This window comes from Polyangium jinanense (genome assembly GCF_028435365.1).
Window position 1 is genome coordinate 1 of record NZ_JAGTJJ010000075.1, and the last position, 17,103, is coordinate 17,103.

Below are 17,103 nucleotides of genomic sequence, written 5' to 3' on the forward strand. Positions count from 1 at the left end.
GCATCGCGCAGTTCATCGACCCCGAGTCCAGCGCTTGCGCTGGTCCGGGTCCAGGGGCGGATAGCCCCTGGTGGGGTCTGGGGCAACGCCCCAGCGAAGCGCCTCCTGGATGAGACCTCCTCTTGTCATTCCTGCCCAAAGCTACTAAGGCGACCGCATGTCGGCCGAGACCCTCGATGCTTCTCGCGGCGCGCGTAGGACGTTCGTCGCCTCGCGCCTCGGATCGCTCCTCGCCTTGGCGCCGCTCGGCGTTTGGACCGTGAACCACGTATGGGACAACCTCGCGGCCTTCCAGGGCGCCGAGGCGTGGCAAACGTCCGTCACCCAGCACGCGCACCCCGTCGCGCATGGGATCACGCTCCTCGTCGTCCTCCTGCCCCTCGTGATCCACACGATCTGGGGCCTTGGCCGGCTCAAGAGCATGCGCCCGAACAACGAGCGGTATGGCTACTTCGCCAACCTCCGCTACATCCTCCAGCGCGCGAGCGCCATCGGCGTGCTCTTCTTCCTCGGCGCGCACATCTGGCTCGCGATGCTCCGCCCGCGGCTCCTGCTCGGCCATGCCGAGGCCTTCTCGGACATCGCGCACGAGATGCACCACCACATGCCGACGCTCGTGGTCTACATCCTCGGCACCCTCGGCGTCGCGTATCACCTTGCGAATGGCATCGGCACCTTCGCGATGGGCTGGGGCCTCGCTGCGAGCCGCAAGTCGGTCCGCACGATCGAGCGCCTCTCCTACCTCGTCTTCGTCGTTCTGCTCGCCATGTCCTGGGGCGCCATCTACGCGCTCTGGCGCGCCGGTACCTGACGCATTGGTCTCTTCTTGGGGCCGCCGCGCCGGGGCGCCGCCCCGGGCCCCGCGGGGGCTATCCGCCCCTCGACCCGGACCAGGGCAAGCCCTGGACCATTTGGGAAGAACTGCGCGATGCGCAGTTCTTCCCACAGGCCGGTGGCAAGACCAGGCACCGCGTTGCCGGTCGAAGCCGTCTCGCTTGGCAGGGTCGCCGCCGGTCTTGCCTCGACCTGTTCGATGAACTGCGCATCGCGCAGTTCATCGACCCCGGGTCCAGCGCTTGCGCTGGTCCGGGTCCAGGGGTGGACAACCCCTGGTCGGGGTCCGGGGTGAAACCCCGGCGCTACGCTGCGGAACACCCTCTGAGATCGTTGTCACGAGCCTGGCCGCTCCGTTAAGGTGGCCGGGCCATGTCCTTGAAATACCTGGGCGCCCGTGTGCCGCGCCCCCTCCTTGCCTACACCTTCGCCCACGCCCTCCTCCTCGCCGGTTGCGGCGGCGAAGACGCGCCCGTCTTCACCGCGCCCGATCGCGCCGAGGGCGCACGCGCGCCCCTCACGGCCCCCTGTGGCGACCCGGACGACCTCCGGTGCCTCTTGCCTTGGCCCTCCAGCGCCTTCCTCGCCGCGGACCCGGCCACCGCCACTGGCGTCCGCCTCCACGTCGAGGCCACGAGCCTCCCGGTCGAGGACGATCCCCGCTCCCTCGCCCTCGCCGACGGTTTTTCCCGCGTATCGCCGCTCGCCATTGGCTTCGCCGGCCCCGTCGCCGTCCCCGCGGCGGCCTCCTTCACCGAGGGCCCGGTGCGCCTGCTCCTCGCGCAGCACGACCATGCGCGCCGCGGCGAATCCGTCCCCGTGCGCCTCTCCACGATTCCGGGCGAGGATCCGGCCACCGAAACGCTCGTCCTCGGCTATCCCATGCGCCCGCTCGAACCCGGCGCCGATTACGTGGCCGTCGTGCTCGACGACCTCAAAATGGAAGACGGCGCCGCCATCGAGCCGACCCACCAAACCCGCGTCGCGCTCGGCCTCGCGACCCCGGCCTCGCAAGCCGAAGCCGATCTGCGCGGCTACCACGCCCCGACCCGAAAACTCCTCGCGGAGGCGGGCATCGATCCGGCCCGCGTCGTGCGCGTCTTCGATTTCACGACCCGCTCCGGCGACGACCCCACGAAGCGGCTCACGGCCATGCGCAAGGCCGCGATCGACGCCGTCGCCCAGGGCACCGTCACCGTCGAAGTCGACTCCGTCGCCTGGGACCCGAACCCGTCCGTCGCGGCCGTCGTGATGGGCCGCCTCGTCGGGCTCCCGTCGTTCCTCGAAGACGACCTCGACCTTTCGGTCGACGCGGCCGGCGATGTCGTCGCCAAAGGCACGCACGAGGCGCCTTTCCGCGTCATGGTCCCGGCCGGCAGCGGCAATTACCGATTCGTCATGTACGGCCACGGCATGGGCGGCGATGTCGACGACAGCTCCTTCGACCAGGAGCTCGGCCAGAATGGCATCGGCAAGGTCGGCATTCGTTTCGACGGCTGGACGGGCGACGACGTCATCGAGACGTTCGTCAACATGAAGCGCATGGCCGAGGCCACGCACCGCTCCACGGCGCGGCTCATGCAAGCGATCGCCGACGGCGCGGGCGTGCAGGCGGCGATGAACACGACGCTCCGCGAGCTGCTCTCGGGCCCCACCTTCGACGGCGGCGCGAATCCGCTCATCGGCCGCGAGCCCGACGGCAGCATCCCGGTCTGGGCAGGCGGCTCCCTCGGCGGCACGCTCGGCCTCGTGTATGCCTCCGTGGACCCCGACATGCATTACGGCGTCCTCAACGTCCCCGGCGCCGGCTGGACCCATTTCATTCCCGGCTCGAACGTCTACTCCACGGTCCGCGGCCTCCTCCGCCCGAGTTATGGCGGCAACCTCGACGTCGGACATGCGCTCGCGCTGAGCCAATCGAACTGGGACGACGTCGACGGCTCGATCTGGGCGGATCGATCGCCGGACGAGCCCACGGCCTATCTGATCCAGGAGAGCATGGGCGACCCCATCCTCCCGAACGAGGGCACGGCATTGCTTTCGGTCGCGGTCGGCGCGGGCCAGGTGGGCGAGGTCTTGAGCCCGATCCTGGGCGTCGAGACGGCCGCCGAGATCGTCGGCAAGAGCGGGCTGACGCAATTCCGCACGACGGACATGGATGCGTACGGCATCCACGGATTCGCCGCGGAGGGCGGCCCCGCCGGGGACGCGGCGCGCCAGCAGATCACGACGTATCTAAAATCGGTCTGGGCGGGTCAGCCCAAGATCACGGTGCCGGAGGGCTGCACCGGCGGAAGCTGCGACTTCACGAAGAAGTGATCACTTCAAGACGAGTTTCCCCGCCTTCGTGAGACAACTGAACGTCTCATTGTTCGGCGGGGTACCGTCGTCGTCGCAGGGCGGGGGTACGTCGAACGCACCGCCGACCGGCGCTTTCGGATACCAACAGACGCCGTCGAGGTGACGAACGAGATACTTTTCGTCGCCCTCCGAGGCGTTCTCGATCTCCCAGTCGGTCGAATCGTACACGATGATCGAGCCGCTCTCGCAGATCTCCTCGGCCCCCTTCACGTGCTCCTTTTTCCAGATGGGAGCGGGCTTGTTACCCTTGGCAGGCATGCGGTCACAGGGGACGATCTGGCGGGCGCCGTCCAATCGCTGCGCGGACATGCTGCCGAGGTTCCGGAGGGGCATGACAGTCGTGGTCCACTCCGTCCCCGGGCGCTGCTCGCCGGCCCTCACGTAGAGCGAGGCATACCCACACGCCTCCTCGGTCGAGCCCTTCTTACGGATGGCGTCCCGCATCTGCCCGCATTTCCGCTCGGCATCCTCGACCTTCATGGGACCCTCGACAGTCTCGACGGTCCACGCGTCCTCGAAGGTCCCGTGGGTGGCATCAGAGCAAGCCTGCGCCTGGACGATGGCATTGAAGTAAGCCTCCATCGAGGCAAAGTCCGTCTTCGATGCCTCGACGGTGGCATTGTATTTCTTCGCAAAGTCCGCGAGCCAAGCCTTGCCTTCCTCTGTCGCCGCGCCTCCATCGGACGTCGCAGCAGCGATCAGCGCCTCGCAGCCGAGCGGCCCCGCACACGCGAGCAAGAGGAACAGCGGCCCCAGAATCCCGCTCCACCGCGTCGAGATGGTACGTTTCATTATATCACCCAAATTTCCGTTCGATTGTACGAGATACCCGTCAGCTCGTTGACACCGTGGGCGTCTATCACGCCCCCCGGCTTTATGGAAGAACTGCGCAACGCGCAGTTCTTCCACCCCGCGTCCAGGGCTTGCCCTGGTTCGGGTCGAGGGGCGAACAGCCCCCGCGGGGCCCGGGGCAGCGCCCCGGCGCGGCGGCCCCAAGCAAGGCAACTTGACCACCCCGCCCCCCGCTCGATCGCACCTCGACAGGAAGCTCATCCCTCTGAAGCACGCTCGATCGGGCATCCACCATGAACCCGATCCCGCGGCCCCCCGACCGCTCGCACACCGGCGTGACCTCGTTCCCCCCGACGTGCGATCCGTCGCACATGCACCATGAAGGCGACTACCCCGACGCGCGATCGATCGCACGCCGGGGTAGTCCCGATGCCCCCCGATGCCCGCTCGCTCGTCCTTCGAGGTGATCGTCTTCCCTCCGAAGCGCGATCGAGCGGACCCGGGGGGTGATCGTCAGTCCGTGCCCGCCTCGGAACCCTTGGGCGCGGGGGCTGCCTTGCTCGCGATCGCGTCCGCGCGCATCTGGGCGAGCTGGTCGAACAAACCGAACACCCGCGCGTCGAGGTCCCTCGGCAGGGCCGCGTTCACGGCGATCTCGTCGCCGAGCGCCCCGCGGAAGCGGCCCAGGACCGCCAGCGTCGACGTGCGAATCCGACCCGCATCGCGGCGCGTTCCCGTGTCAGCATCCGCCCGCTGGCTCAGAAGCGCGCCGATCTGCTCGGCCGCGCCCACGTACCCCTCGGCCCAATCGAGGAGCGTGAGCCCCTCCGCGATGGGAATGAGCTGCAAATCGGCCTTCAAGTCATCGATCTTCTTCCGATGCTCGATCGCCGCGTGGACCTCTTGCACGTAGGTCGCCTGCAAGTCGTCGAGCTGCGGAATGAACGCCGCCCGCACCCGCCCGACCGCCGCCCGCACATGCGCCGGCACCTTGGGGCACCGTTCATACGCCTCCGTCATGTGCCAGATCGCCGAGCCGAACCCATCGTGCACGTCGTCGGCCTCCGCCATCGACTCGGCGAGCGGCTTGCCCCCCGTGAGCGCCCCCGGGAGCGCGTCGATCTGCTGCTTCTTCGCAAGGAGAATCGACTCGTACGTCTTGCCCGCACCAGACAGGACCAGCGCCGCATGACGCTCACTGAACAGGTCCGCCAGCGCAACCTTGAGAGCCGCCAAGGACAGATATCTCATGCCAACGGACGTTACAGGCAGTGAGCCGGAAAACGCAAGAAGGAGTGCAAACTGGGGCGCCGCGCTGGGGCGTTGCCCCAGGCCCCACCAGGGGCTGTCCGCCCCTGGACCCGGACCAGCCAGGGGCTGGACCCGGGGTCGATGAACTGCGCGATGCGCAGTTCATCGAACAGGTCAGACCCCGCCAGCCAAGACAGCCGCGCTGCCGTTTCGACGGGCAAGGCTGTCTTACCGGCCCGTTGGAAGAACTGCGCGGAGCGCAGTTCTTCCACCAAAGGTCCAGGGCTTGCCCTGGTCCGGGTCGAGGGGCGGATAGCCCCCGCGGGGCCCGGGGCAGAGCCCCGGCGCGACGGCCCCAAGAAGAGACGCATGCTCAGGGCGCGTACGTGTAGAATGCTGCGCCATGACGAGCCAAGGCAGAGCCCCCAATGCGACGGCGCGTGCGTGCCTCGACAAGGCTGCGCGTGAGATTGCGGCGAATCGGCCGCGTGAGGCTTATGCGCTTGCGGACCAGGCGATCGAGGCGGATGGGGATTGCGCGGCGACCCTTGGCGAGGCTGGGCGGTGGATGCTCGAGGCGGCTTTGTTTTTTGACGAGACGTGGGTCGCGCGTATGGTTGGGCGGGCCGAGTTGGTTGTGCTCGAGGCGCTTGGGCTCGACTGGAGCTTGCCTGTGGCGCGCGAGACGATCGGGAAGATCTCCGCGGTCCTCTGCAGGGTGGACCGGCCGCACCGCCCTGAGGTGCTCGAGCTCTTGAACCTCGGCAACGAGTGTTTCATGGCGAGCCGGTTTGCTGAGGCTGAGCCTTATTTTGTGCGGGCGACGAAGCTTGATCCCACGGATGCGACTGCGCACAAGTACCTCGGCAACACCTACTACAACCAGAAGCGCCTTCCCGAGGCTGTGTTTTGCTTCCGCCGCGCGACGGAGCTCGATCCGCTCGATCCCCAGGCGTTCAAGTTCCTTGCCGACGCGCATTTCATGCGCGAGGAGCATAAGCTCGGGTGGCATGCGCTGTATGGCGCGATCGCGGCGAACCCGCGGTACTGGTCGGCGTGGCTTATGCTCGATCGGCTGCTCGCTCAAAGTGGCGTCAAGATGCGCCGCTTTTTCCCGCGCCCGGCGGCGTTGCCGGACTTCAAGACGAAGACCATCATGGTCTACCCGTCGGCGCACCCTGCCACGGCCGAGGCGTGGAAGCACCATGCGGCCGCTTGGCTCGGGGGGGCTGCGTCGAACGCGTCACGGTATGCGTGCGCGCTCGATGCGATTACGCGGATGACCGAGTTCGTCACCTGGCTTCGCCAGAACGATGAAGCCTCGTTTCGCGAGCTCGACTTCGAGCTCATGCTCTTGCCCGAGCTCGCCAAACGGGGTGATCTCCGGCATGTCGTCCTCGTGCTTTGTTATGAAGAGTCGTTCCGGCCCGAGCTCGAGGCGTATAAGCAGCAATGGGCGAAAGCGACGGGGGATCCGATCGAGGCGGTGCAGAATTTTCTCGTGCGCACGCGCCTGCGGCCGTTGTAAGGCGGGCCCAAGAAGCGTTAACAATCGCTAACGAGAACACAACAATAAGTTCACCGGATTGGCGCACTGTCGTCACATGACGACGCTTACGCCTGGCTTGCCTCGAAATGTCCGGAAGAATCCCCGCGCGCGGCACGCTGCCGCTGCTTTCGCCGGACTGTTTTGCTTGCCGCTCCTCGCCTGCTCCACCTCTGAGGGCGGGAACGCGTCCGGGTCTGGCGGCAATGGTGGCGCGGGCGGCGGCCCGCCGGATGCCGAGCCTGGCGACTCTTCCATTCTCGTCGGCTCGTTCCAGGTGCGCCTCGTCGCGCCCGTTCCTGCGTCTGGGAATACGCCGGCGACGCCGGGGAGCACGGCGGTGCTCGGCAAGGTTTACGACGGCCCCACGCCCTCGCAGATCATCTGGGAGGAAGCCGCGAAGGAAGGCGCTTGCAAGCTTTCTACCCCGCGCGTCCCTTTTTGCAGCCAGCCTTGTGGCGGCAGCGCTGCCTGCGTGGAGGACGATCAATGCCAGAATTATCCGCTCGCGCACGGCGCCGGCAAGGTCACGGTCAAGGGCCTGCACACCGAATCAGGTGAGGATGGCTTCAGCATGGATCCCGTGGTGAACGCCTATCAGCCGCCTGCAAGCGTAAAACTCCCCTACCCCGCGTTCGCCGAGGGAGACGTGATCTCCTTCCAGGCGGCTGGCGACTACTTCAGCGCCTTCACGCTCGAAGCCGCCGGCATCGCTCCCCTTGATCTCACCAGCGAGACGCTCACGCTCGAATCCGGCAAACCGGTTTCGCTCGCCTGGGCTCCGCCGACGAAGACCGGGAGCTCTCGCATCTACGTAAAACTCGACATCAGCCATCACGGCGGCACGAAGGGTATGATCGAGTGCGATGCCGACGACACCGGATCGCTCGAGATTCCGGCCGCGCTCCTCACAAAACTCCTCGACCTTGGGGTCGCGGGGTACCCTTCCATCGTCGTCGCTCGGAAATCGACGGGTTCCGCGACCATCAAAGAGGGCCGCGTCGACCTCGTCGTCACCTCGTCGATTGAAGAGGCCGTGCAGATCCCCGGGCTCACGTCGTGCACGGTCGACGAGGATTGCCCGAGCGGTCAGATTTGCCAGGCCGATCTCACCTGCAAATGAATTTCCTCCGGATGCGGTGCATCCGAAAAATACGCTGGAACGAATCCAGCGAGCTCTAGAAAGGAGCTTGTCATGAACGCACACCGATGGGCGTTGCCCCTCTTGGGCAGCGCGGCGCTCTCGTTTGTCGTGGGTTGCGGCAGCAGCAGTGGTGATGATCTCAACCTCGGAAACGGCGGCTCCGGGAGCAGCGCGTCCTCCGCGTCCGGCGGCAATGGCGGCACGGGCGGCGCGGGCGGCACGGGCGGCGAAGGCACCGGCGGAAGTGGTGGAGGCAATGGCGGCAGCGGCGGCGACGCGGGGGCCGGCGGCGGCGTCCCGACCGAAAAATTCAGCTTTTTCGTGACGAGCTTGCGCGCCTTGCAGGAGCTCTCGGGCAGTTCCGAGGGGTTCGGCGGCGATCTCCGCTTCGGCGAGACGGGCGCCGGCGCCGGGCTCCGCGGCGCCGACAAGATCTGCGCGACGATCGCCGAAAAGAGCATGCCGGGCGCGGGACAGAAGCCGTGGCGCGCGTTCCTGAGCGCCACCGCGGGCGAGGACGGGCAGCAGGTCGACGCCAAGGATCGAATTGGCGAGGGGCCCTGGTACGACCGGCTCGGGCGATTGCTCGCGGCGAACAAGACCGATCTTCTGCAGGAGCGCCCGGCGGGGGCCGACGCGGCGATCATCAATGATTTCCCGAACGAGGACGGCGTCCCGAACCACCAGCCCGATCCGAATCAGGGGCAGGTCGACAACCACGACATGCTCACCGGGACGAACGCAGAAGGCACGCTCTTCAGCGCGACCGCGACGTGCAAGGACTGGACGAGCAACCTCGGCGACCTGGCGAGCGAAGGCCGGCCGCGCGTGGGGCATTCGTGGCCGCGGTTCGGCGGCGGCGGCGGCCCGGGGCCGGGCGGCGGGGATGGCAGCATGGCGAACTGGATGTCCTCGCTCAACGAGTCCGGCTGCGCGCCGGGCGTGAACCTCATCGAAATGGGCGGGCCCCTGCCGGGCGCGGTCACCGTGGGCTCGGGCGGCGGATACGGCGGCTTCTATTGCTTCTCGCTGGTCCCCTGAGGCTCGCGGCTCGACTTCAGCTTTCTTCGGGAGGAAAACCATGTCTTTGCACAAACGCGCCGCCACGGCGCTGGGTCTCGTCTTGTTCGTCGCCGCGCTGCCGCTTGCGTGCAGCGACACCGCCGCGCCTGCGGGCCCCGTGTTCGAATGTAAGCTCGCGAGCGGCAGCGAATCCCCGGAGTTCTTGCAGGTGATCGGCTGCAACGGGGATTTCCAGGCGCTCGCCTCGGAGCCCCTCCGCGCCGACCTGCCGGGCGCGCGCTCGGTCAAGGTCGTCCTGGATCAGGCCGACGAGAATGCGCTCTACTTCCAGAACAGCGTCCTCTACAAGATCCACTACGAGTTCGCCTCGAAGCACCTCTCGGGCAATGACCTTCCGCTCGTGCCCGAGCTGTCGAGCTTCAACGCGACCGAGTATTACACGCCCGATCGCCGCTTCCTGCTCGGCGCGGTGACGTACTACGAGGGCCCGAAGGTCTGGGCGCTCGAAATCGCCCCCTACGACACCGCCTCGGCGGCCATGATCACGACGCTGTACAAGACGGTCGCGAAATCGGCCTACTTCGGCGGAAACCTCTTCTTCCACCCCACGTCGGACGCCGTGGCGGTGGAGGCGGACAAGCTTGGCGCCGACGTCCCCGTGAAGACCACGGACGAGCTTTATGCGGCGATCGATTACCAGCCGCTCTCGCTCGGCTCGGCCATGGGCCGGCTCCGCTTCCTGAAGGCCGCGGACCTCGATACCGAGTACGTCTCCCACGAGGACATCGTGGTGCTCGACGAGGCGCCGAACGACATCTCCGTCATCCAGGGTCTCGTCACGGAGGAGTTCCAGACGCCGCTCTCTCACGTCAATGTGCTCTCCCAGAACCGAGGCACGCCGAACATGGGGCTGCGTCATGCCATGACGAACCTCACGCTGCGGGGGCTCGAAGGCAAATTGGTCGAGCTCACGGTGGGCGCCTCCACGTGGACCGTCCGCGAGGTCACGCTCGAAGAGGCCCAGGCCTTCTGGGACGCGCACAAGCCCGAGCCCGTCGTGCTCCCGACGCTGGATCTCTCGGTCACGGGCCTGTGGGACCTCGAGGACGTGACGCCCGAGCCGGCGGCGGGCGCGTCCTTGCGGGACGCGATCAAGAAATCGGTGCTCGCGTTCGGCGGAAAGGCCGCGCATTACTCGATCCTCGTCCGGACCGAGAACGTCCCGATCCAGAAGGCCTTCGCGATCCCGGTCTATTACTACGACCAGTTCATGAAGCAGAACGGGTTCTACGATCAGATCGACGCGCTGCTCGCGGATCCCACGTTCCAGGCGGACGCGGCCGTCCGCGATCTGAAGCTTTCGGACCTGCGCAAGGCCATGGAGGAGGCTCCCATCGACGCCGCATTCCAGACGCTCCTCCAGGAGAAGATCGCGGCCGAATACGGGACGCACAAGATGCGCTTCCGCACCAGCACGAACAGCGAAGATCTCGAGGGCTTCCCCTGCGCCGGTTGCTACGAGTCGCATACGGGCGACCCGACCGACTGGCCGGACGTGCTCGACGCCATCCGCGAGACCTACGCGAGCGCCTGGCTCTTCCGCACGTTCGAGGAGCGCAGCTATTACGGCATCGATCACAAATCGATCGGCATGGCCCTGCTCGTGCACCACAACTTCCCGGACGAGGAGGCGAACGGCGTGGCCGTCACGGCGAATCCGTTCGACGAGGCGGGGGTCGATCCCGCATTTTACGTGAACGTCCAGTATGGCGGCGACGTGGAGGTCGTGGCCCCGCCGCCCGGCGTGACCAGCGATCAGTTCCTCTACTACTTCACGCAGCCGAACCAGCCGATCACGTACCTCACGCATTCGAGCTTGCTGCCCGGGGGCGAGCGTGTCCTCACGACGGCGCAGATCCATCAGCTCGGCGTGGCCCTCGACGCCATCCACGCGCGCTTCTCCCCCGCGTATGGGCCGGCCGCGGGGAACAACGGCTGGTACGCGATGGACATCGAATTCAAGTTCGACGACGAGGCCGCCCCGGGCGAGACGCCCACGCTCTACATCAAGCAAGCACGCCCCTACCCCGGCCGCGGGAACGAGTGAGCGCGACGTTCCCGACGCCGCGAGATTCGCCTGCTTAACAATCGCACACGATCCTGTAACATCAGCGCCGCAGTCCCGACATACAGTCGACTCGAACCTTGAACTTGGGGAGTGACTGATGAAAATGCGGTTCCTGCATGTTGTGCTGCCGTTCGCTTCGCTTTTGACCTTGGCGATCCAGGGCTGCGGTTCCTCCGATCCCAGCGCCGAGACGGGCGCGGGCGCGGGGGGAAGCGGCGGATCGGGCGGCAGCGCCGGCGAGGGCGGCGGCGGAAACGGCGGAAGCGGCGGCGAGGGCGGCAGCGGTTCGGAGGATCCCGATTACGCGGCCGCCTTCCCGCAGGATCGGGTTCCTCGCATCGACATCACCATTTCGCCTGAGAACTGGCAGGCGATGGTCGCCGACATGACCGACATGCTCGGCACGTTCGGCGAAGGCATGGGCGGCCCGGGTGGGCCGGGCGGGCCCGGCGGCGGCGGACCGCCGCCGGAGCTCGCCGAGGCTTGTAATGGCCTCGCGGCCGGCGATGCTTGCACGGTCACGCTCAATGGCGTCGAGTCCCAGGGGACGTGCACGGATGCCATGGGCACCCTGCTCTGCTTCCCGGAGGGCGGCCCCGGCGGCCCCGGCGGCCCGGGCGGGCCGGGTGGCGAAGGCGGTGTCGATCTGCTCCCCCGCACGCCCATCTATGTCGAGTGTGACGTCAAGACCGAGGATCGGAGCTGGCAGCACGTCGGCATTCGCTTCAAGGGCAATTCGAGCCTGGCCATGACCTGGAGCCAGGGCATCTGGAAGCTGCCGCTGCGCTTCAACTGGGACAAGTACGAGGACACGTACCCGGAGACGAAGAACCAGCGGTTCTACGGGTTCGATGCGCTGAGCTTCTCGAACTCCGCGAGCGATTCCTCGCTCCTGCGCGACAAGATCGGCACCGAGGTCTTCGTGAACGCGGGGATCCCGGCGCCCGCGACCGCGTTTTACCGCGTGTTCATCGATCACGGCGAGGGCCTGAAATACTTCGGGCTGTATACGGGAATCGAGCTGCCCTCGGACGAATCGTTCATGGACACGCATTTCGGCGGCCACAAGGGCAACATGTACAAGCCCGACGGCGCAGGCGCGCGGTGGCAGACCTGGGACCCCGACACGCTCGGCAAGGAAAACAACGAGGACGAGGCCGATTTTTCGGACGCGCAGGCGCTCTTCGACGCGCTGCACGCCGACAAGACCGACGCCGCGGCCTTTCGCGCCGGCCTCGAAGCCCGGCTCGACGTCGATGGTTTCTTGCATTGGCTCGCGCTGAACGCGGTGATCGAGGACTGGGATCAGTACGGCCGCATGCCGCACAATTATTACATGTACGCGGATCCCGAGAAGGACGCGCAGTTCACGTGGATCCCCTGGGACCACAGCTTCGCGTTCCCCGCCGCGTCGGGCGGAGGGTTCGGCGGGCAGGCCATGTCGCTCGGGATGGCCGAGATCACCGATCAATGGCCGCTCATCCGGTACCTCCTCGACGATCCGGTGTACCTCGAGAAGTATCGCGGCTACGTCGCGCTCGCGGTCGAGAAGGATTACGAGGCCGCGAGCATGGAGACGCGATTCAAGGCCGCCCACGATCTCATCGCGCCGTACGTCGTCGGCGCGGAGGGCGAGCAGCCGGGGTATACGTTCCTCGCGTCGCCCGCCGCGTTCGACGAGGGCCTCGCCGGCGTGATCGCCCACGCGAAGGAGCGGCCGGTCGACGTGGCCGCGTACCTCGGACCGTGACCACCTGAAACCTCTCGCCCACGATTGCCACGAGGAACACGCCGCATCATGGAATGGCTCGAACCGCTCACTCAGGGGGATGCATTCGAATGGCGCAAGGCACTCGTCTCCCTCCTGCTCGCCTTCGGGCTGGGCCAGGCCATCGCGGTCGTGTACATGGCGACCTTCCGCGGCCTCTCGTATTCGCGGTCCACGGTGCACGGAATGGCCATGGGCAGCGTGATCACGTGCATGCTGATGCTCGCCGTGGGCAGCAGCATCGCCGCGGGGATCGGCATGGCGGGGGGGCTCTCGGCGGTCCGGTTCCGCACCTCGCTGCGTGATCCGCGCGATATCATCTTCATCTTCGCGGCCCTGGGCGTCGGGATGGCGACCGGCGCCCAGGCGCACGGCGCGGCGATCCTGGGCACGATCATCTTCGCGATCGGATTCGTGCTGCTTCATTTCACCGGGTATGGCGCACGCCATCAGCCGGATGGGCTCCTCCGCTTCGCGGCGCCTTCGGGGCCGGAGGCGGAGGAGGCCATCATGAAGATCCTGAGGACACATTGCAGGTCCTTCGCGCTCGTCACGCTGCGCGAGGCAGCGCAAGGGACGATCATGGAGCATGCGTACCAGATCAGCGTCCGTACGCCGGATCTGCGCTCGCCGCTCGTCTCGAACCTGAAGTCCATTCCGGGGGTGCAGGACGTCGCCTTGCTGCTGCAGGAGCCGACGCTGGATCTGTAGCCATGAAATCGACGAAGACCCTCCATCGAATGCAAGCGGCCCTCCAGCGTTTCGCGCCCGGGATTTGCCTCGTGGGCACGCTCGGCGCCGCGGCGGGGCTGCACTTTGGCGGCGGCGCGCACGGGCACGTCGTGGGGTTCGCCGAAGCGACACCAGAGGCCATCGCGCCGACGGAGATCGCCAAGGTCGCGGCGGTTCACGTGCGTGTCGGCGACGAGGTCACGCCGGGGCAGATCGTCGCGGAGCTCGACACGTCCGCGATCGACGCGGAGATCGCCGTCGCGGAGGCGGAGAAGACGCGGCTCGAGGCGGACGTGCGCGCCGCGGAAGCCGAGATGTTGCAGAAGCTCGACGCGGACCTCGCGTCCCTCGAGCGCGAGGCGGCAAAGCAACGCGAGGAACACCTCCAGGTGACCGCCGAGGCGAAGGTGCTGGACGGCGAAATGGCGCGGGTGAAGCAGCTCGTGGAGGACCGACAGGTGGTCTTCGAGGAGCTCGCCAAGGTCGACCTGCAACGCGCCGCAGCCGCGGCGCTCGCCGCGGAGAAGCCGCGGACCTTGAAGCTTTTGGCGAAGCAGATCCAGACGGCCGAAGCGCGGCGCAAGGCGGCAAAGCAGGAGGACTCCGCGACCGCGGAGAAGCTCGCCGCGGACGTGCGTTTCGCCGAGCGAACCATCGAGCTCTTGAAGCAAAGGCGCGCGGGGTACGCGCTCCGCGCGACGCGGCGCGGGCGCGTGGCGACGGTCCTGAAGCAGCCCGGCGAGGTCGCCGTGGCCGGGGATCCGGTCCTCAATATCGTGAGCGGCGGCGCGCGCGTGGTCACGTGCGTCCCGGAGCGCGTCTCCCTCGGCTTGCGCGAAGGCGACGGCGCGAAACTATGGATTCGAGGGCAAGCGAGCGGCCCGCTGCAGGGAAAAACCATCGCGCTCGGCCCGCTCGTGGCGGAGCTCCCCATGCGCTGCTGGAACTCGCCCAAGGTCCCGATGTGGGGACGCGAAATCACGGTCGAGCTCGACGCCCCTCTCGACGTCGTCGCGGGTCAAGCCTTCGATGTCGTATTCGAGCCATCCTCGGCGCCGCCCGCATCCGGTGCACCTCCGGCGATCACGAATTCCCTCCCGGCGAGCGTGCTCCCGATCAAGCTTCCGGACGTGCTGGCGAAACGGACGCGATTCGAGCCGTCCGGGGTCCTCTCGCGTGAGGCCGAAGGTCGTTATCTCGTCGTCAGTGACGATACGGGCCAGAAGGACACGGAGGGCGTGCCCTGGGTCTTTGGAATGTCCAAGGACGGCGCAATCGAGCCGGAGCCTTTGCAGGTGGACGGCATCGACGAGCTCTCGGACGTCGAGGCGATTGCCGTCGGCGATGCGGGCGAGATTTACCTCTTGTCGTCGCAGAGCTACAGCAAGCGGGGAAAACGGAAGCCCGCGCGGACGGCACTCTTGCGCCTCCGGAAGGAGGGACGAGGCTTCCGTGTCGACGGGGAGGCCCATATCGCAGAATTGCTCGACGCGGACCCCGCGCAGGCCGCGGCGCTCGGGCTTCCGAATGGAACACGAGCGCTCGACATCGAGGGGCTCGCCTACCGAGGAGGCTCTCTTTACTTCGGCCTCAAGGCTCCTCTCGATGCGCAAGGCAATGCCATGATCTGGCAGGTCACCGCGCCGAGCGCGCTTTTCGCGTCGAAGCCCCTGGCGAACGCCGGCGCCTCGCTCTGGGCGCGCGTCCGCGTCGACGTGGAGTTCGCGGGCAAACCCACGCCGGGCGGCATTTCCGATCTTTTGTTCCTGCCCGACGGCAGCCTCGCCATTTCGTCGACGCCCTCGACGGCGGACGGCGACGCCGGGGCGCTCTGGCGTATCGAGGCGCCGGCGTCCGGCGCGCTCACGCCGGTCCTCGTGAAGCGGTTTCCGGGGCTCAAACCGGAGGGCATCACGCCGTCGCTCTCCGCGGGCAAACTCATGGTCGTCTTCGATACGGGCAGTTCCGTCCCGTCATTCGAGGAGGTGCCGTGGGCACGGTGAAAACGTTCGCAGCCCTGCTCCCCGCAGCGCTGCTCCCGGCGCTCGCAGGTTGCTCCGTTCCGCTGCAAATGTCGGGCTCCGAGCGCGCGATCGCCATGTATCGCGAGAGCCTCGGGCCCCGGGGGTCGCTCTCCGTCCGCCACGACGAATCCACGCGCCGAGATGCGGCGCGGCACCAAACGAGCACGCCCGACGCGGCACCCCGCGTGCTCACCGTCGAGGACGCGGTCGTGCTGGCCAAGAAAAACAGCGCGCAACTCTCGGCACTCGAAGCGGGCGCTGCCACGGCCGAGGCGGGCATCGCCGCGGCGAACAAGCACACGAATCCGGAGCTCCGGATCTCGCAGATCCGTCTCAATCAATTCGTCGAGGGCGAGCCGCAGATCCGCACGGCGGTTCGTTTTTCGCCCGATCGGCCAGGAGACGTGGACGCGGAGGTCGCGGAGGCGCGCGCCGAGCAGGCCGAGGCGCAGGCCGAGGCGCGCGCCGAGGAGATCACAATCGAGGCCGATGTCCGCTGGCTCTTCGACGACGTCGCGCTGATTGACGCGGAGATCGCCGCAGCGCGTGCGGTCGCCGAGGCAAGAAGGGCCCTCGCGGCGCAAATGAAAAACCGTCTCGCCGCAGCGGAAGCGACGTCGATCGACGAGGCCATGGCCGAGCTCGCAGCGGTCGAGGCCGAATCGGATCTGGCCGAGCAACAGGCGCACCGGCGCGAGGTGCTCGGCGAATTGCTCGATCGGATCGGCCTCGAACCCGGGGCATCCGTGGAGGTCGTCGGCGAGCCGCCACTCGCGTGGCCTCCCCCGGATCTCCCTTCGGAGCAGGCCCTCATCGAAGAAGCGCTCCGGCGCAGGCCCGAGGTCGCCATTGCAGCCGCGCGGATCGACGCGGCCGACGCCCGCGCATACGCCGAGCGCGCGCGGCGTTTTCCATGGTTTTCGTTCGTCGAGCTCGGATATCAATTCACGCCGGGCACGCCGGCCACGCCAGGCACGCTGACGGGCCTCGCCTGGACGTTCCAGGCCGGCGTGGAGCTGCCCATTTTCGACACGAATCGCGCAGGCGCCGCCGCCGCCGGCGCGGCGAAGACCTCGTCCGAGCGCGCCCTCGCCGGCGAGGTCGAGCAGGTCGCCCGCGAGGTGCGCGCGCGCCTGCGCGAAGCCGAGGCCTCACGCGCACTCGTCACCGAATTCCGCACCCGCGCCCTCCCCGCGGCCGCGCAAGCCGGGACCGCGTCGAAACGAGCACTCGAAGGCCGCAACGTCGACGTCGTCGAGGCACTCTCCGTCGACGCGCAACGCGTCAAAGTCGAGCTCCGCCTCCTCGCACTCGTGCGCCGTTATCGCACCGCCGTCTCCGAGCTCCGGCGCGCCGTCGGCGGCCACTTCCCGGCCGCCGCCTCCCGCGGCGCCAGGTGACGCTGAGCTGGGGCGTTGCCCCAGGCCCCACCCGGGGTTGTCCACCCCGGGACCCGGACCAGCGCAAGCGCTGGACTCGTGGTCGATGAACTGCGCGATG

General features: G+C 67.6%; 12 protein-coding genes. 10 read left to right on the forward strand and 2 right to left on the reverse strand.

From position 1 onward, the window contains the following. Nucleotides 1–157 precede the first annotated feature (157 nt). Nucleotides 158–811, forward strand: coding sequence for a succinate dehydrogenase/fumarate reductase transmembrane subunit (locus KEG57_RS48995; protein WP_272425966.1), 654 nt, complete (start codon nucleotides 158–160; stop codon nucleotides 809–811). 395 nt (nucleotides 812–1,206) lie between these two features. After that, complete coding sequence (locus KEG57_RS49000; RefSeq protein WP_272425965.1) at nucleotides 1,207–3,153, forward strand: hypothetical protein; 1,947 nt, start codon at nucleotides 1,207–1,209, stop codon at nucleotides 3,151–3,153. On the opposite strand, the gene KEG57_RS49005 is transcribed toward KEG57_RS49000, so the two are convergent. Further along, the gene (locus KEG57_RS49005) at nucleotides 3,154–3,987 is read right to left on the reverse strand and encodes a hypothetical protein (protein ID WP_272425964.1); all 834 of its coding nucleotides are present in this window, start codon (nucleotides 3,985–3,987) and stop codon (nucleotides 3,154–3,156) included. A 513-nt stretch (nucleotides 3,988–4,500) separates the two neighbouring features. Further along, entirely contained in the window at nucleotides 4,501–5,238 is a 738-nt protein-coding gene (locus KEG57_RS49010) for a hypothetical protein (RefSeq protein ID WP_272425962.1), read from the reverse strand. Between the two features lie 403 nt (nucleotides 5,239–5,641). Between KEG57_RS49010 and KEG57_RS49015 the strand changes: the two genes are divergently transcribed. From KEG57_RS49015 to KEG57_RS49050, 8 genes are all read left to right on the forward strand, one after another. After that, complete coding sequence (locus KEG57_RS49015; protein ID WP_272425960.1) at nucleotides 5,642–6,766, forward strand: tetratricopeptide repeat protein; 1,125 nt, start codon at nucleotides 5,642–5,644, stop codon at nucleotides 6,764–6,766. 166 nt (nucleotides 6,767–6,932) lie between these two features. After that, on the forward strand, nucleotides 6,933–7,907 hold the full coding sequence (locus tag KEG57_RS49020; RefSeq protein ID WP_272425958.1) for a hypothetical protein: 975 nt from the start codon (nucleotides 6,933–6,935) through the stop codon (nucleotides 7,905–7,907). Between the two features lie 72 nt (nucleotides 7,908–7,979). Next, entirely contained in the window at nucleotides 7,980–8,969 is a 990-nt protein-coding gene (locus tag KEG57_RS49025) for a hypothetical protein (protein ID WP_272425956.1), read from the forward strand. Nucleotides 8,970–9,009: 40 nt separating this feature from the next. Next, nucleotides 9,010–11,058: a PEP/pyruvate-binding domain-containing protein gene (locus KEG57_RS49030; RefSeq protein ID WP_272425954.1), complete on the forward strand. Its 2,049-nt coding sequence runs from the start codon at nucleotides 9,010–9,012 to the stop codon at nucleotides 11,056–11,058. A 118-nt stretch (nucleotides 11,059–11,176) separates the two neighbouring features. Then, a complete protein-coding gene (locus KEG57_RS49035; RefSeq protein WP_272425952.1) occupies nucleotides 11,177–12,829 on the forward strand; it encodes a CotH kinase family protein in 1,653 nt (550 codons plus the stop codon). Nucleotides 12,830–12,877: 48 nt separating this feature from the next. Then, nucleotides 12,878–13,558 (forward strand): DUF4956 domain-containing protein, encoded by a 681-nt coding sequence (locus tag KEG57_RS49040; RefSeq protein ID WP_272425950.1) that lies wholly within the window; start codon nucleotides 12,878–12,880, stop codon nucleotides 13,556–13,558. Nucleotides 13,559–13,560: 2 nt separating this feature from the next. Next, nucleotides 13,561–15,582 carry a biotin/lipoyl-binding protein gene (locus KEG57_RS49045; protein ID WP_272425948.1) on the forward strand — a complete coding sequence of 674 codons (2,022 nt, stop codon included), beginning with the start codon at nucleotides 13,561–13,563 and terminating at the stop codon, nucleotides 15,580–15,582. Next, nucleotides 15,570–17,003 (forward strand): TolC family protein, encoded by a 1,434-nt coding sequence (locus KEG57_RS49050; protein WP_272425946.1) that lies wholly within the window; start codon nucleotides 15,570–15,572, stop codon nucleotides 17,001–17,003. Before KEG57_RS49045 ends, KEG57_RS49050 begins: the two co-directional genes overlap by 13 nt. Nucleotides 17,004–17,103 lie beyond the last annotated feature (100 nt).

Coding starts and splice junctions, on each gene's coding strand:
- KEG57_RS48995 (WP_272425966.1), top strand. CDS start 158: ATGTCGGCCGAGACCCTCGATGCTTCTCGCGGCGCGCGTAGGACGTTC.
- KEG57_RS49000 (WP_272425965.1), top strand. CDS start 1,207: ATGTCCTTGAAATACCTGGGCGCCCGTGTGCCGCGCCCCCTCCTTGCC.
- KEG57_RS49005 (WP_272425964.1), bottom strand. CDS start 3,987: ATGAAACGTACCATCTCGACGCGGTGGAGCGGGATTCTGGGGCCGCTG.
- KEG57_RS49010 (WP_272425962.1), bottom strand. CDS start 5,238: ATGAGATATCTGTCCTTGGCGGCTCTCAAGGTTGCGCTGGCGGACCTG.
- KEG57_RS49015 (WP_272425960.1), top strand. CDS start 5,642: ATGACGAGCCAAGGCAGAGCCCCCAATGCGACGGCGCGTGCGTGCCTC.
- KEG57_RS49025 (WP_272425956.1), top strand. CDS start 7,980: ATGAACGCACACCGATGGGCGTTGCCCCTCTTGGGCAGCGCGGCGCTC.
- KEG57_RS49030 (WP_272425954.1), top strand. CDS start 9,010: ATGTCTTTGCACAAACGCGCCGCCACGGCGCTGGGTCTCGTCTTGTTC.
- KEG57_RS49035 (WP_272425952.1), top strand. CDS start 11,177: ATGAAAATGCGGTTCCTGCATGTTGTGCTGCCGTTCGCTTCGCTTTTG.
- KEG57_RS49040 (WP_272425950.1), top strand. CDS start 12,878: ATGGAATGGCTCGAACCGCTCACTCAGGGGGATGCATTCGAATGGCGC.
- KEG57_RS49045 (WP_272425948.1), top strand. CDS start 13,561: ATGAAATCGACGAAGACCCTCCATCGAATGCAAGCGGCCCTCCAGCGT.